Raw genomic sequence first — 15,065 nt, 5'->3', positions numbered from 1 at the left:
GGACTGCCTCAGCAGTCCGGAATGCAGCTTATTCTTCGTGTTCAATTGCTACAGCTTTGGCAGGTGAAAATGTTGAAATAGCGTGCTTGTAGATCAATTGCTGCTTGCCTTCGGTTTCGACAAGTACGGTGAAGTTATCATAAGATTTAATAGTTCCTTTTAATTGAAATCCGTTTAGTAGAAAGACCGTAACATAGATATTGTTTTTGCGAAGCTGGTTTAAATAGACATCTTGAATATTGATCGGTTTCATGTGAATCCCCCTATTTCTCTACTTGTGATTGATTTGCCGTCAGTCTATCAATTCGACAGCTTCTGTCATTTTCCTGCAAGAAGGCGGTTATTTCCTGGAGATTCTTTTCAGTATCCGCCAATGCATTGACCCAGAAGATTGGCAGTTTATTTTTAAAATACGTAAATTGTCTTTTGGCGTATTTTCGGGAGTTCTGCTTAAGTTTTTGAACCGCTTCCTCCAAAGTCCACTGTCCATCCAAATAGCTATACATCTCTTTGTAACCAATAGCCTGTATAGACTGTGCGTCCTTGATCCCTCTTTGTCTCAGCGATTGGACTTCTTCCACTAATCCTCGTTCCATCATCACATCCACACGTTCATTGATGCGTTCGTATAGAATATCCCTTGGAATATCCAACCCGATGATGACTTCATTGTACATCGGTGATAAAGCAAGGCTTCGGTCGCCTTTTTCCTGCCCGCTCATCAGAATTTCAATTGCCCGTACGACCCTGCGCGTATTATTAGGGTGGATATCAGACTCGGGATCCAGTTCCATCAGTTTTTTATGCATGTGTTCGGAACCGTGTTTCTCCAGCTCCTCATTCAAGCTATCTCTCAACCGGTGGTCAACAGGCCCCTCAGTAAAGCGATAATCGAAGAGCACTGCCTGGATGTATAAGCCAGTCCCTCCGACAAGTATCGGCAGCTTGCCGCGCAAGCGGATTTCCTCAATTTTTTCCCGGACCAGCTTTTGGTATTCCGCTACTGAAAAGCTGTCCTCCGGATCTTTGATATCCAATAGATGGTGTGGGATGCCGTCCATTTCCTCTGGTAAAATCTTTGCCGTACCGATCGTCATATCACGATAGATCTGCATTGAGTCGCCATTGATGATCTCCCCGTTCAACCGTCTGGCTAATTCAAGGCTTAATGCAGTCTTGCCGGACGCAGTCGGCCCAACAATGGCTACTACATCAATCATTGCCGCACATCCAATTCCCAATCAGCTCATAATGAAGCTGGCTATCCAGTTCATTGAGCAATTCGTGCCGATCCTGTTCAGCGAGATAGACTTTGACATTGCTCATCCCTTTGTCATTAAACTGCTTGGCTGAGCTGAAAACACCATTGCCGAAATCGCCTACAGGGTCCATCGCTCCGCTAATCAGCAGAACCGGTAAATCTTTTCGGATTTTGTCGACTTCTGCGGGTTTATTAATAATAGCAAGTCCTGAAAATAAGTCGACATAAAATTGGTTGGTTGATTCAAAACCACACCATGGGTCGGATTCGTATTTAGCAACCGCCTCTTTATCCCTTGTGAGCCAAGCATAGGAGGAGCCTTCTCCCATAAAGGGTTTATTGAAGCTGCCAAAAGTCAGCTGTCCGAGCGTCTTACTGATTTCCTGTTTACCTTGTGTTTTGGCAGATGCAATAGCTAGGGCTAACCCAAGTCTGCCAGAAGTTCCTGGGTCCCCGCCCGTGCCTGATAAAACCACTCGACTGATGCCTTCGCTGTAAAGCTGCATATAACGGCGAGCAACAAATGATCCCATGCTGTGGCCAAATAAAATCAATGGCAGATTGCCGGTCACTTGTTGCGCTTCCTTAATGACTGTACGAGCATCCTCCACTATTCGTTCAAAGCCGTCGTTATCTGCGAAATAACCCAACATTCCGTTGCGTTCTGCAGTTTTTCCATGGCCCCGCTGATCATGAGCAGAGACGATAAAACCCAGGGAAACCAAATAATCGACAAATTTCATATAGCGTCCGATATGTTCTGCCATTCCATGGATAAGATGGATATGGCCAATTGGGCTTGACGGTTCGTAGCGCTCATAATAGAGTTCATGTCCATCTGAGACGCGCATATAATCTTTGGTTACCTGCATTCTCAACATCCCTCCATACTAAGTCATTGTATCTATTCTTTACTAATACCCCAGATAAGACATCTAAAGCTTAATTCATAACCCGTTTGAACATTTTTTCAACGTCATAGGTCTTAAAGTGAATGATGACCGGACGGCCATGCGGACAGGTAAATGGCTGTTCCGCTCCTTTCAGATCCGTCAGCAGCCGTTCCATATCATGCTTTTGCAGAAAATGATTGGCTTTGATGGACCGCTTGCAACTCATCATAATTGCTGCGTCTTCACGCAACTTTTTAACATCCACTTTCCGTTCAGTCAGCACCTGTTCAATCAACTCTTCAATAATTTCCTGTTCAAAGCCTTTTGGAAACCACGTTGGGTATTCACGGACGATAAATGAAGTATCCCCAAATTCTTCAAGAAACACGCCACTGTCAGATAAAGTACTCAAATTATCTTTTAAGCGCAGCGCTTCGTCGCGACTGTAATGAAAAGTCAACGGCAATAACAACGACTGCCGTTCATTGCTGTCGATATCCCCCACTTTTTCCCGGAAATATTCGTATTTGATACGCTCTTGTGCAGCATGCTGATCAATCAAGTAAAACCCATCGTTGCTCTGTGCCACGATGTAGGTGCCATGGATTTGGCCCACTACTTCCAGTTCGGGAAATTGAGGGCTGTCGTCTTCTTCAGGCTCTGCACTAGTCGGCTGCGCTTCTTCAAACGGCACCGGGTCCGGGTCCTGCTGAACAAATTCAACTTCTTTTTCCAGCGGCAATTCAGGCTCTTCTACTACCTCCGGTTGTTCGGGCATTGGCTGCTTGGGCTCGTGGACAGTAAATGAGCTTTTCCAAAGATCCAATTGCTTAGTCGGCGCCTGTTTGATTGGTTTCGGCTTTTCGATAATTGGTGCACGAACGGCCGCACTGATGGTTCGCCGAATCGTCTCATGAATCAAGTCCATTAATTCTTTTTCTTTGCTCAGACGGATTTGCTGCTTAGACGGATGGACATTGACATCCGTCAAGTAAGGATCGCCTTCAATATTTAAAACGACGATCGGCTGCCGCTCGAGCGGCAAAAAAGTATGGTATGCCTTATGGACCGTGTTGGCAATGGCGTAATGCTTAACCCACCGGCCATTGACGAACAAGGAAATGTAGTTTTTATTGGCACGGGTGATTTCAGGAAGCGAAGCAAAGCCAGACACTTTGTAATCATGCGAATGCCCTTCGAACGGAATCATTTTTTTGGCGATCGCCACCCCGTAAATATCTGCAAGGACGCGTTTAATCTCCCCGCTGCCTGAGGTTTGCAGAATGGTTCTGCCGTCATGTGTCAGTTTAAAAGCGATGCCCGGATAGCTCAATGCAAACCGGTTCAATAAATCAATCGTATGGCCCAATTCTGTCTGCAGCGTTTTCATATATTTCAAGCGCGCAGGGGTATTGAAAAATAGTTGGTCGATTTTGATATCCGTTCCTTTTCTTAAGGAACCGGCACGGTGTTCGGTTAAACGACCGCCTTCCATCTGCACAAAGGTTCCACTCGTACCGTTTGATGTATGCAAGGTTACTTTAGATACCGAGGCTATACTGGCCAGTGCTTCTCCACGGAATCCAAGCGTCCGGATCCGGAATAAATCGTGTTCATTAGCTATTTTGCTAGTGGCGTGACGGGAAAACGATAGCAACGCATCGTCGGCATCCATTCCAGCACCATTGTCGATGATTTGAATGGATGTCAGTCCAGCTTCGATCAGTATTACTTCAACAGCAGTGCTGCCGGCATCGATAGCGTTTTCCACCAATTCCTTGACGACCGAAGTTGGACGTTCTACTACTTCACCAGCGGCTATTTTATTGGATAGAGGTTCGTCCATCAATCGAATGATGCCCATGGTCTCACTCCTTACTGATTAACTTTGTCCGTCAACTTCTGCTGCAAATCATTCAGCATTTGCAGCGCTTGAAGCGGCGTCATTGTAGATACTTGAACGTCTTTGATGGTCTGCAGGATTTCATCTTTTTCGGCATCTGCATCGTCAAAAAACGATAATTGCTCAATTGTTTTTGGCTGTTGCTTTTTATCTTCTTCAAAGGTTTTCAGCAACTCACGGGCACGTGCCAATATCGGTTCCGGCAAATTAGCCAGTTCGGCCACATGAATCCCGTAACTTTTGTCTGCTGGCCCTTTTTTTACTTTGTGGAGAAATACCACTTTGCCCGATTGTTCCATTGCTGCCACATGGACATTGTGCAGCTTTTCAAGTGAATTTTCCAATGCCGTCAATTCATGATAATGGGTGGAAAAGAGTGTATTGGCACCGATTTCCCTATGGATATATTCAATCATTGACTGGGCAAGTGCCATGCCGTCGTACGTCGAGGTGCCGCGTCCAATTTCGTCAAACAGCAATAAGCTGTTCTTCGTGGCATGGGTAATCGCATATTGCGACTCGAGCATCTCGACCATGAAGGTACTTTGTCCCGAGACCAAGTCATCCGCTGCTCCGATCCTCGTGAATATTTGATCGACAATCGGCAGATTAGCTGATTCAGCAGGTACGTAACTGCCGATTTGCGCTAGTACGATTGTCAACGCAACTTGCCGCATATACGTACTTTTACCCGACATATTCGGCCCCGTAATCAACAGCATGTTCTTGTCTTCTGCCAACACACAGTCATTTGGTACATAATGCTGCTTGTTGAGCATTTTTTCAACGACCGGATGGCGCCCTTCGATGATGGAAATTTCGGTTGAATCATTAAACTCCGGTTTCACGAAACGGTATTTTTCCGCTACATTGGCAAAACTTAAAAAGACATCCAAGCCACTGAGTGAAGACGACAAACGTTGAATACGTGAAATATACTGTTTCACTTCGTCTCTGATTGCTACGAACAAATCATATTCGAGTGATAAGCTTTCTTCTTCAGCCGTTAAGATCAAGGCTTCTTTTTCTTTCAGTTCAGGAGTCGTATAGCGTTCGGCGTTTGCCAAGGTTTGCTTTCGGTCATACCGCTCCAAATCCGCTAAATGCATATTGGCTTTAGAGATTTCAATATAATAGCCAAATATGCGATTATAGCCGATCTTCAAGGATTTGATGCCGGTTAATTTACGTTCCTTTTGTTCAAGTTCTGCAATCCAGTCTTTGCCGTTTCGGGAGGCATCCCGGTATTCATCCAATTGCTGATGGAATCCATCGCGAATAACGCCGCCTTCTTTCGAAGACAAAGGCGGATTTTCACTAATGGCTTGCAGCAAATCGCAAACCTCAATACACCGGTCCAATTTTCCGCTGAACTCAACTAATGCCGGACTTCCGGAATTGGCTAATTCTTCAATGAGTGCCGGCACTTTCTCCAAGGAACTCCGAAGCTGCGCCAAGTCGCGTCCACTGGCACTGCCAAAGGCAATACGTCCGGATAACCGTTCTAGGTCATAAACTTCCTTCAACAGCCCTTGAAGCTCTACACGTACGAAATACTGATCGATCAAAGCTGCTACCATTTGCTGGCGTTCTTCGATCATCCGTTTGTTCGCAAGGGGCTGGTGCAGCCATTGTTTCAACTTCCGGCTTCCCATTGCTGTCACAGTCTCATCTAAGAGCCAAAGCAGCGTCCCTTTCGTTTCAGCGCCGCGAATTGACTGCAGCAATTCCAAATTGCGTTTCGAATGAAAATCAATGCTGAGTAATTGATTGTTTTCTTTATAAGTAAATGCCTGGATATGGTCGAGTGATTGCTTTTGCGTGCGGGCAATATAAGTCAGCAAGCGGTGGCAGCTCATCTGGAGATCTTCCGGGCAAGCAGCTACTTGCGCTGGCGCTGTAGGGTAGGCATCTTCCATCGTCTCAATGGATAGAACCAGATCCTGCTCTTCTTCAGTCAGCAAGACAAATAACTGTTCTGAAACCACGAGTTCGCGGATATTCAGGGATTGCAATTCCTGCAACAGCGCTTTCTCCGTTCCCATTATGTATGTCGCTGTGGCTTCTCCCGTACTGATATCGATATAGGACAATCCAAAACCGTCTGCGAGCTCATCAGCAGCCGCTAAAAACACATTCGATTTGGAATCGACACTCTTTCCTTCTGTATGCGTACCTGGGGTAACAAGGCGCACCACTTCACGCTTGACGACTCCTTTAGCCGTTTTCGGATCTTCTACTTGTTCGCAGATTGCCACCTTATGGCCTTTCAGTATTAATTGATCGATGTAATTTTTCGCTGCATGATGGGGAACACCGCACATCGGAATTCGGTCATCTCCAGTTCCACCACGGCTCGTCAGCGTAATTTCCAAAATTTGTGATGCGTTGATGGCATCGTCGTAAAATAACTCATAAAAATCGCCCATGCGGAAAAATAAAAACGCGTCCAAGTATTCGGACTTTACTTGAAAATATTGTTGCATCATCGGTGTCGGTGCCATTTTAAAACCTCTTTCAAATCGATTCGTCGTTTCTCCATTATACCAAAAATCAAGACGGAAAAGAAAAAACTGAAAGAGCTTTGGCTCTTTCAGTTTAATGCTGAAGGGAAAGTTTTGGATTGATGCTTTTATTCAGCACTTATAGTTGTTTCTGCTTTTGTTTGCCTAGCTGCAGCGCCCAAGCTCTTCGGTTCATAAGCCATCGCAGCTGTGTGGCAAAGAGCGCCACTTCGATAGATTATCTAAACCCTATTGCTCCTGTTTCTGCATCGCTACGCTAGCTTCGAAACATGAAGAGCGTTGCAGCACTTTGTGCTTCGTCGCAAAGAGGTGGCTCAAACTGGCTTTGAGCCACCTCTTGCCTGTCGGGTCTAGACGATCGCTTCCGCTTTTCTTTGTCCAGACTCCGGTGCCCAGCTTCTCGGAGTCTTAAGCCTGTCGAAGCTACATGGGCACCTCCGCTTTTCTTATTAATCGCAGCTTCCTGGTGTGTCGTTGCGGACTTTTGAACCGGTTTCGCCGCGAAGCAAGTCGCCGCCTGTTTCAGTGATGATGTTGTTGGTTACTTGGTTCGCGATGGCTGTTGAAACCATCTGCAATAAAGAATTGACGTCGCTTTGGGATTGTTTGAATTCCTGGACAATCGGTACAGCATCAATTTCTTCTTCGATTTTGGCGATTTTGCCTTCAATCAATGTCAGCGCACGTTCTTTGCCGTATGCCTGGAAGTTGACTGCTTGTTTCTGCAAACTTTTCAGGCTGGCGATTTTTTCGCGAATTTGCTGATTTTCGTTAATTTGTGCTTCTGCACGTTTAAAGAAATCCACTTCTTCTGTTGCTGCAATCATATCTGCTACTTCGCGCGCTTTTGCGACGATTTCCTGTTTTGTATACGTCATTTTTAGACACCCATTTCTTGGCCTGATACGACTTCTATAAGTTCACCGTTCAAAGACCATGTTTTAGTTTCAGTGATTCTGACTTGGACAATCTTGCCGATCAAGTTTCTCGGACCAACAAAATTGACGAGTTTATTTTTAGGCGTATGGCCTGATAAGACATCCGGGTTCTTCTTGCTTTCCCCTTCAACAAGTACTTCGACAGTTTTGCCTTTATAGGCTTGCATTGCTGCAGCAGCATATTCATTGACCACGGCATTCAAACGCTGAAGCCGCTCTTTCTTGACGGCCATAGGCACGTTATCTTCTATTTTGGCTGCCGGCGTACCTTCTCGCGGAGAATAGATATACGTGAAAGCCATCTCATAACCGATTTCCTTGAACAAAGACAGCGTTTCTTCAAACTGTTCATCGGTCTCATTTGGAAAGCCGACAATAATGTCCGTCGTCAAGGAAACATTCGGAATTGCTTGCCTGATTTTCCGGACAAGCTCAATGTAATGCTCTCGTGTATACTTCCGCGCCATGATTTTCAACATTGCTGTCGAACCTGATTGTACAGGTAAATGGATATGGTCGACAAGGTTTCCGCCTTGCGCGAGCACGCTAATTAAATGATCATCAAAATCTCGTGGATGGCTGGTGGTAAACCGGATGCGCGGAATGTCGATTTTCCGCAGTTCCTCCATCAAATCACCTAAACGGTACGTGATGTCATCAAAGTCTTTGCCATAGGCATTGACGTTCTGACCGAGAAGCGTCACTTCCTTATAGCCTTGTGCTGCCAGTTGGCGTACTTCCTGTATAATCTCTTCGGGCCGGCGTGAACGCTCTTTGCCCCGCGTATAAGGGACAATGCAATACGTACAGAACTTGTCACAGCCGTACATAATATTCACCCAGGCTTTGATGCTGCCCTTGCGTACTTTTGGCAGATTCTCAATAACATCGCCTTCTTTAGACCAAACATCAATGACCAGTTCCTTCGATAAATAAGCTTCATTTAAAATCTCCGGCAGTCGATGGATATTATGAGTGCCAAAAATCATATCCACTTGATCGTAGGTTTTCAGGATTTTATTGACCACCGATTCTTCCTGCGACATGCAGCCGCAGACGCCAATCAGCAAACCAGGATTTTCGCGCTTTAACAGCTTGTAATGGCCAAGTTCGCCAAACACTTTGTTTTCAGCGTTTTCACGGATTGCACAAGTGTTCAATAAAACTACATCAGCTTCTTTGACTAAATCAGTGGATTCATAGCCAAGCTGCATAAGAATTCCAGCGATTACTTCTGTGTCATGTTCATTCATTTGGCAGCCGAATGTGCGGATGAAGAATTTTCGGCCATCGCCCATCTTTTCAAAACGGGGATCAATCTTAAAGTCATTAAAGTAAGAGACGGCTTCTTTGCCTCGTTTTTTGGCATCCTTCAAGGAAGGAGGTGTATAGACGCTCTGAAAATATTGGCTGTAATCTTTTTCAGGCTTTTTTTCTGAGAAAGGCACCGCTGCGCCAGTTGACTGCAATCGCTGTTCTTCGTTCATGAAAAAACCCCTTTCAACCGATACCTTATTATACTGAAATTCAGATGATTTCTACAAGACGTCTGCACCAATTGTCGGAGTTTCGTCAAGAAGCCGGAAGTTTAGCCTTGAAATGGATAATCTTCATTGATATAAACCCGCTCGTAAGCTGTCGCTTTGCCCGTTTGGTCGTCCACTTCTGTGAAAAATCCACTGACTACAGATCGTCCACGTTTCGGTACCTCAAAACGCGTCGGCATATTCGTTTTGAAACGGTACAGTACCGCATCTTTATTCATACCCAATATTTCATCATATGGCCCGGTCATCCCAACGTCCGAGATATATGCAGTTCCGCCTGGCAAAATACGCGCATCCGCAGTCTGAACATGCGTATGCGTTCCGACTACAACAGAAGCGCGGCCGTCCAAATGCCAGCCCATCGCAATTTTTTCACTGGTTGCTTCTGCATGGAAATCGACAAACACTAGGGGAGAAACCGCTTTGGCTTCCGCTATAAGCTCATCAGCCTTTTGAAACGGGTCTTCATGCGGCGGCAGGAAAACACGGCCATGCAAATTGATGACAGACAAAGTCTGGCCATTTTTAGTTACAGTTGCCATACCACGACCTGGAGCTTCTTCCGAGAAATTCGCAGGGCGGATCAAATAATCGACTTCATCAATAAAATCAAAAATTTCTTTCTGGTCCCATGTGTGGTTGCCCATTGTCACCATATCCACGCCCATAAACAAAAGATCCTGATAAATGGCTTTGGTGATGCCGCGTCCTGCTGCTGCATTTTCACCGTTGGCAATAATGACATCCGGTGAATATTTTCTTTTCAATCTAGGCAAATACGATTCCAATGCATCTCTGCCGATTGATCCTACTATATCTCCAATAAATAAAATTTTCATAAACTCACCTTTTTCCATAAGAAAAAGGCTTCTTTGAATAGACATTCATCGAAGCCTTACCCTTATTATTTTGCGTATTCAACTGCTCTGGTTTCTCTGATAACCGTCACTTTGATATGTCCTGGATAATCCAGCTCTTCTTCAATCCGTTTCCGAATATCGCGAGCCAGACGATGGGCCGTCATATCATCGATTTGTTCAGGACGAACCATGATGCGAATTTCGCGTCCCGCTTGAATGGCGAATGATTTCTCAACACCTTCATACGATTCGGAAATTTCTTCAAGTTTTTCTAAGCGGCGGATGTAATTTTCCAGTGTTTCACTTCTTGCCCCGGGACGAGCTGCAGACAATGCGTCCGCTGCTGCAACAATGACCGAGATGATCGATGTCGCTTCTGTGTCACCGTGGTGAGAAGCAATACTGTTGATGACAACCGGGTGTTCCTTGTACTTGGTTCCGAGTTCCACGCCGATTTCCACGTGGCTTCCTTCCACTTCATGATCAATCGCTTTACCGATATCATGCAGAAGGCCAGCACGTCGGGCCAGTGTCACATCTTCTCCAAGTTCCGCTGCCATCAAGCCTGACAGGAATGCAACTTCCACAGAGTGTTTCAGTACATTTTGTCCATAGCTTGTACGGTAGCGGAGGCGTCCAAGAATTTTGATCAAGTCAGGGTGCAGGTTATGTACACCTACGTCAAATGTGGTTTGTTCACCAATTTCACGAATTTGTTCATCCACTTCACGTCTTGACTTTTCAACCATTTCTTCGATGCGGGCAGGATGGATGCGGCCATCGGATACCAGTTTTTCAAGAGCCAATCGTGCTGTTTCACGGCGAATTGGATCAAACCCTGATAGTATAACCGCTTCTGGCGTATCATCGATAATTAAATCAATGCCTGTCAAAGTTTCAAGCGTTCGGATATTACGTCCTTCACGCCCAATGATACGGCCTTTCATTTCGTCGTTAGGCAGATTGACTACTGATACAGTAGTTTCCGCCACATGATCTGCAGCAAAACGCTGCATCGCCAACGACAAGATGTTTTTCGCTTTTTTGTCCGATTCTTCTTTCGCGCGTGATTCGGATTCTTTCATCATTACGGCAATGTCCGTTGAAAGTTCTTTTTCAACATCCTGCAGGATGATTGATTTCGCTTCTTCGCGTGTCAAAGATGAAATGCGTTCCATTTCGGACTGTTGCTGTCGGACTAACTCCTCAGCTTTGCTCTCCATCTGTTCAATATGCTGTTGTTTTTCTGCGAGCGCTTCGTCTTTACGTTCCAGACCCGCTTCTCTTTTGTTTAATGCATCATCCTTGCGATCTAAATTTTCTTCTCTCTGCAACAACCGATTCTCTTGTCTTTGTAGTTCAGATCGGCGTTCCCGAATTTCAGATTCTGTTTCAGTACGCAATTTATGATTTTCGTCTTTCGCTTCCAATAAGGCTTCTTTTTTCAGCGCTTCAGCTTCTCGTTTCGCATCTTCGACTATTTGCTCCGCAGAGTTTTTAGCGCCTGCAATATTGGAATCGTTTGCTTTTTTCAATGCAAAATAACCAACAACTACACCGACGATGATACCAAGCAAAGCGAAGATGAACTCATTAATACCCATTCGGACACCTCCTCTTGCTATTGAATTTTCTTCAGTTTAAAAAGATGAAAAATAAAAACTTTTTTGCTGCAACTATTTAATAATTAGTAAATTATACAATTTTAATTGTATAGATGGACTTATGTCGTGTCAACCCACGAAAAGCGGAAGCAGCCGTGTAGATTCGACGGGCATAAGCCATTCTGGCGAAGCGGCGTTCTTTGCCGCACAGCCAGAATGGCTTATGACTCTAGAATTTAGCTATTGAAGCTGGACATCACGAAAAGCGGAAGCAATCGTGTACTTCCAGCGGCCAGAAGGCAAACAAGAAAGCTGCCTCCTGTCCATAGTCTCCTGTCAAAATTCTAACTCCCCGTTCTTCGTTAACCACAAAAAAGCCGCAAAGCTTCTGCTTAGCGGCTTCCATGTATGAACGGCTGTTTTTATTCGTCGTCTTCGTCAAGCAAAAGGTTGAAGTCTTCCGGCTCATCCTTATTGCCCGCAATTGTATAGGATGCTGCTGCCATCCCATATGACTCACGGATTTTGTTAGAAATTTCGTTTCGAATTTCAGGATTGCTCAAAAGGAATTGTTTAACGTTTTCGCGGCCTTGACCAATTCTTTCTTCATTGTATGAGTACCAAGAACCGCTCTTTTGGATAATTTCCAGTTCAGAACCGATATCGACGATTTCACCTTCACGTGAAATCCCTTTTCCGTACATAATATCAACTTCTGCAGTACGGAATGGCGGAGCCACTTTGTTTTTTACAATTTTGATTTTCGTTCTGTTACCAATAATCTCAGTACCAGATTTCAATGCTTCTGCACGACGCACTTCCAAACGTACAGATGAATAGAACTTCAACGCACGTCCGCCAGGAGTCGTTTCAGGGTTACCGAACATAACACCAATTTTTTCACGAATTTGGTTAATGAAAATAACGATGGTGTTTGATTTATTGATGATACCTGATAATTTCCGTAGAGCTTGGGACATTAAACGTGCCTGCAATCCCATATGGGAGTCGCCCATCTCTCCTTCGATTTCAGCTTTTGGAACCAATGCCGCTACGGAGTCGACAACAACAATGTCAACAGCTCCACTACGGACAAGTGCTTCACAAATTTCCAATGCTTGCTCGCCTGTGTCTGGTTGAGACAAGAGCAATTCATCAATATTAACGCCTAAGTTTTTTGCATAGACTGGATCCAACGCATGCTCTGCATCGATGAACGCAGCCGTTCCGCCAGTAGCTTGTACTTCTGCAATCGCGTGAAGGGATACTGTTGTTTTACCTGAACTTTCTGGACCGTATACTTCGATTACACGACCACGCGGGTATCCGCCTATTCCTAGTGCTGTATCCAATGCTAATGAACCACTGGAAACGGATGAGATATTGCGGTCGGTTTTTTCTCCCAATTTCATGACAGAACCTTTACCGAATTGCTTTTCTATTTGTTTTAACGCCATGTCTAATGCTGCTTTACGATCGCTCAAAAGAAATCCTCCTCTAATTGAAAACCTATTTTCTATCTGTTTCTAGTATACTAGCTTATTGAGAAATACACAAGAAAAAAGCGAACGTTTATTCGCGTTTGCGTTTTTAAATGTGAATTTTAAATGTCCTATATAGGGCATTCCCCGTTTTTGGGCATAAAAAAACACGCAAAATTAAATTTTGCGTGCATTTTCATCGGTTAAGGTGCGAATGACGTAGTGCAGCGCCAATTTCACAGCTCGTAAACGATTGGTGTTTCGCATACCTGATAATTGAAGACGGTATGATTCGGATCCAGATTCAGTAGCAATGCCAATCCACACCGTACCTGCAGGTTGATCGCCGTGGGCATCCGGACCTGCTGCTCCTGTCAGTGAAACACTGACATCAGTCTTGAACTTGTCCCGAACAGCCTCAGCCATCGCCAGTGCTGTCTGTTCACTGACAACACCGTACTCTGCAAGCAGTTCAGAGGACAATCCCAACTGGTGAACTTTCATTTCTTCATTATAAGTAATAACTCCTCCAGAAAGCACGGCACTTGCTCCTGCTACAGAAGCCAATTCAGACTGGAAAAGACCAGCTGTCAAACTTTCTGCTGCAGAGATTGTTTTGCCTTGTTCCTTCAGCAACTCAACTGATTTGGAAGCCAGTGAATCGTTATCATAGCCATAGAGGTATTGACCCACCACATCCAAAATTTCATCTTTGGTGGCGTTGATTAACTGCCATGCTTCTTCAGTTGTATTGGTTTTCGCAGTAATGCGCAATGTCACTTCACCATCAGCAGCCAGCGGCGCAATCGTCGGATTCGACTGCTTATCTAGGATATGATGCAGGCGGTCTTCGAGTTCCGCTTCACCAATGCCATAAAAACGCAGAACATGCGATAGGATAACGTCTGCTTTATTCAGCATATGGGCCAGCTTCGGCTTTGCTTCGAATTGGAACATTGGCTCCATTTCTTTTGGCGGTCCGGGCAATAGTATGTACACTCGCTCATCTTTTCTATACATCATGCCTGGAGCCATGCCATTGTGATTAACGAGAACATCGCTGTCTCTCAGTACCAATGCCTGCTTTTTATTATTTTCAGTCATGGGACGCCCTGCACGCTCAAAAAAAGCGACAATCGAATCAAGCGCCTCCTGATTCATTTCGAGCGTCGTACCCAGATGCCGGGCAATCGACTCTTTCGTCAGATCATCTTTGGTTGGACCCAGTCCACCTGTGAATAAAATAAGGTCGGCTCGGTTTTCTGCGATTTTTATCGCGTCCTCCAAGCGGTCAGCATTATCTCCAACTACCGTATGATAATAGACATTGATGCCGAGTTCCGCTAAATGATTAGATAGAAAACGGGCATTCGTATTAGTGATTTGCCCTAATAATAATTCTGAACCTACCGCAATAATCTCTGCGTTCATCTGTGCATCCCCTTTTTTATAAACCTATTTTGAAGTCATTAACGCGCGGCGGTTGGCATAGAAGTAATCCCATCCAGACCAGATTGTGAAGATCAAAGCGATATAGAGCATGATTTCTGCGAATGGCAAGCCGACCAGTGCAAAAATAGTGTTATGCAGCAGCAATGTCGATATTGCCAGAATTTGTGCAGTTGTTTTGATTTTACCTAAATTTCCGGCAGCGACAACTTCACCTTCACCCGCAAGCACTAAACGCAGTCCCGTCACTGCAAATTCACGGCTAATAATAATGATAACGATCCATGAAGCTGCAAATCCTAATTCGACTAAAATGATTAAAGCGGCTGAAACCAGAAGTTTATCAGCTAAAGGATCCAAAAACTTCCCAAAAGTCGTGACCAGATTGTATTTGCGGGCATAATAGCCATCCACCCAATCAGTTAATGATGCAAAGATAAAGATAAGTCCCCCGACAAAATGAGTGACAGGCATTTCAGCTCCGAAAAGCGTCATTGTTCCCCAGTCAAAGCCGGCAAGCATGATCACCATGAATACAGGAATCAATAAAATCCTCGAGATGGTAATCTGATTTGGTATGTTCATTATTGTTTCTCCTTTCGAA

General features: G+C 44.8%; 12 protein-coding genes. All 12 read right to left on the bottom strand.

The features are described 5' to 3' along the window. Positions 1 to 28 precede the first annotated feature (28 nt). Positions 29 to 253: an RNA chaperone Hfq gene (hfq, locus tag FQV26_RS07010; RefSeq protein ID WP_146556690.1), complete on the bottom strand. Its 225-nt coding sequence runs from the start codon at positions 251 to 253 to the stop codon at positions 29 to 31. 10 nt (positions 254 to 263) lie between these two features. Then, a complete protein-coding gene (miaA, locus tag FQV26_RS07005) occupies positions 264 to 1,220 on the bottom strand; it encodes a tRNA (adenosine(37)-N6)-dimethylallyltransferase MiaA (RefSeq protein WP_146556689.1) in 957 nt (318 codons plus the stop codon). After that, positions 1,213 to 2,133, bottom strand: a complete 921-nt coding sequence (locus tag FQV26_RS07000) for an alpha/beta fold hydrolase (RefSeq protein ID WP_146556687.1) — start codon at positions 2,131 to 2,133, stop codon at positions 1,213 to 1,215. Before FQV26_RS07000 ends, miaA begins: the two co-directional genes overlap by 8 nt. Positions 2,134 to 2,203: 70 nt before the next feature. Further along, complete coding sequence (mutL, locus tag FQV26_RS06995; RefSeq protein WP_146556685.1) at positions 2,204 to 4,018, bottom strand: DNA mismatch repair endonuclease MutL; 1,815 nt, start codon at positions 4,016 to 4,018, stop codon at positions 2,204 to 2,206. Positions 4,019 to 4,029: 11 nt separating this feature from the next. Next, positions 4,030 to 6,561: a DNA mismatch repair protein MutS gene (mutS, locus tag FQV26_RS06990; protein WP_146556683.1), complete on the bottom strand. Its 2,532-nt coding sequence runs from the start codon at positions 6,559 to 6,561 to the stop codon at positions 4,030 to 4,032. A gap of 470 nt (positions 6,562 to 7,031) precedes the next feature. Next, entirely contained in the window at positions 7,032 to 7,460 is a 429-nt protein-coding gene (locus FQV26_RS06985; protein ID WP_146556681.1) for a YlbF/YmcA family competence regulator, read from the bottom strand. 2 nt (positions 7,461 to 7,462) lie between these two features. Beyond that, a complete protein-coding gene (gene miaB, locus FQV26_RS06980; RefSeq protein ID WP_146556680.1) occupies positions 7,463 to 9,007 on the bottom strand; it encodes a tRNA (N6-isopentenyl adenosine(37)-C2)-methylthiotransferase MiaB in 1,545 nt (514 codons plus the stop codon). Between the two features lie 101 nt (positions 9,008 to 9,108). After that, a complete protein-coding gene (locus tag FQV26_RS06975) occupies positions 9,109 to 9,906 on the bottom strand; it encodes a TIGR00282 family metallophosphoesterase (protein ID WP_146556678.1) in 798 nt (265 codons plus the stop codon). A gap of 65 nt (positions 9,907 to 9,971) precedes the next feature. After that, positions 9,972 to 11,531 carry a ribonuclease Y gene (rny, locus tag FQV26_RS06970; RefSeq protein ID WP_146556676.1) on the bottom strand — a complete coding sequence of 520 codons (1,560 nt, stop codon included), beginning with the start codon at positions 11,529 to 11,531 and terminating at the stop codon, positions 9,972 to 9,974. Positions 11,532 to 11,953: 422 nt separating this feature from the next. Next, positions 11,954 to 13,015, bottom strand: coding sequence for a recombinase RecA (gene recA / locus FQV26_RS06965; RefSeq protein ID WP_146556674.1), 1,062 nt, complete (start codon positions 13,013 to 13,015; stop codon positions 11,954 to 11,956). A 174-nt stretch (positions 13,016 to 13,189) separates the two neighbouring features. Further along, positions 13,190 to 14,443, bottom strand: coding sequence for a competence/damage-inducible protein A (locus FQV26_RS06960; RefSeq protein WP_146556672.1), 1,254 nt, complete (start codon positions 14,441 to 14,443; stop codon positions 13,190 to 13,192). Positions 14,444 to 14,467: 24 nt separating this feature from the next. Beyond that, on the bottom strand, positions 14,468 to 15,046 hold the full coding sequence (gene pgsA, locus FQV26_RS06955) for a CDP-diacylglycerol--glycerol-3-phosphate 3-phosphatidyltransferase (protein ID WP_146556670.1): 579 nt from the start codon (positions 15,044 to 15,046) through the stop codon (positions 14,468 to 14,470). Positions 15,047 to 15,065: the final 19 nt, after the last annotated feature.

This window comes from Planococcus sp. CPCC 101016 (genome assembly GCF_007859295.1).
Classification (GTDB): domain Bacteria; phylum Bacillota; class Bacilli; order Bacillales_A; family Planococcaceae; genus Planococcus.
Note: the sequence above shows the minus strand (reverse complement) of the source record. Positions and strands in the feature narration are given on the sequence as shown.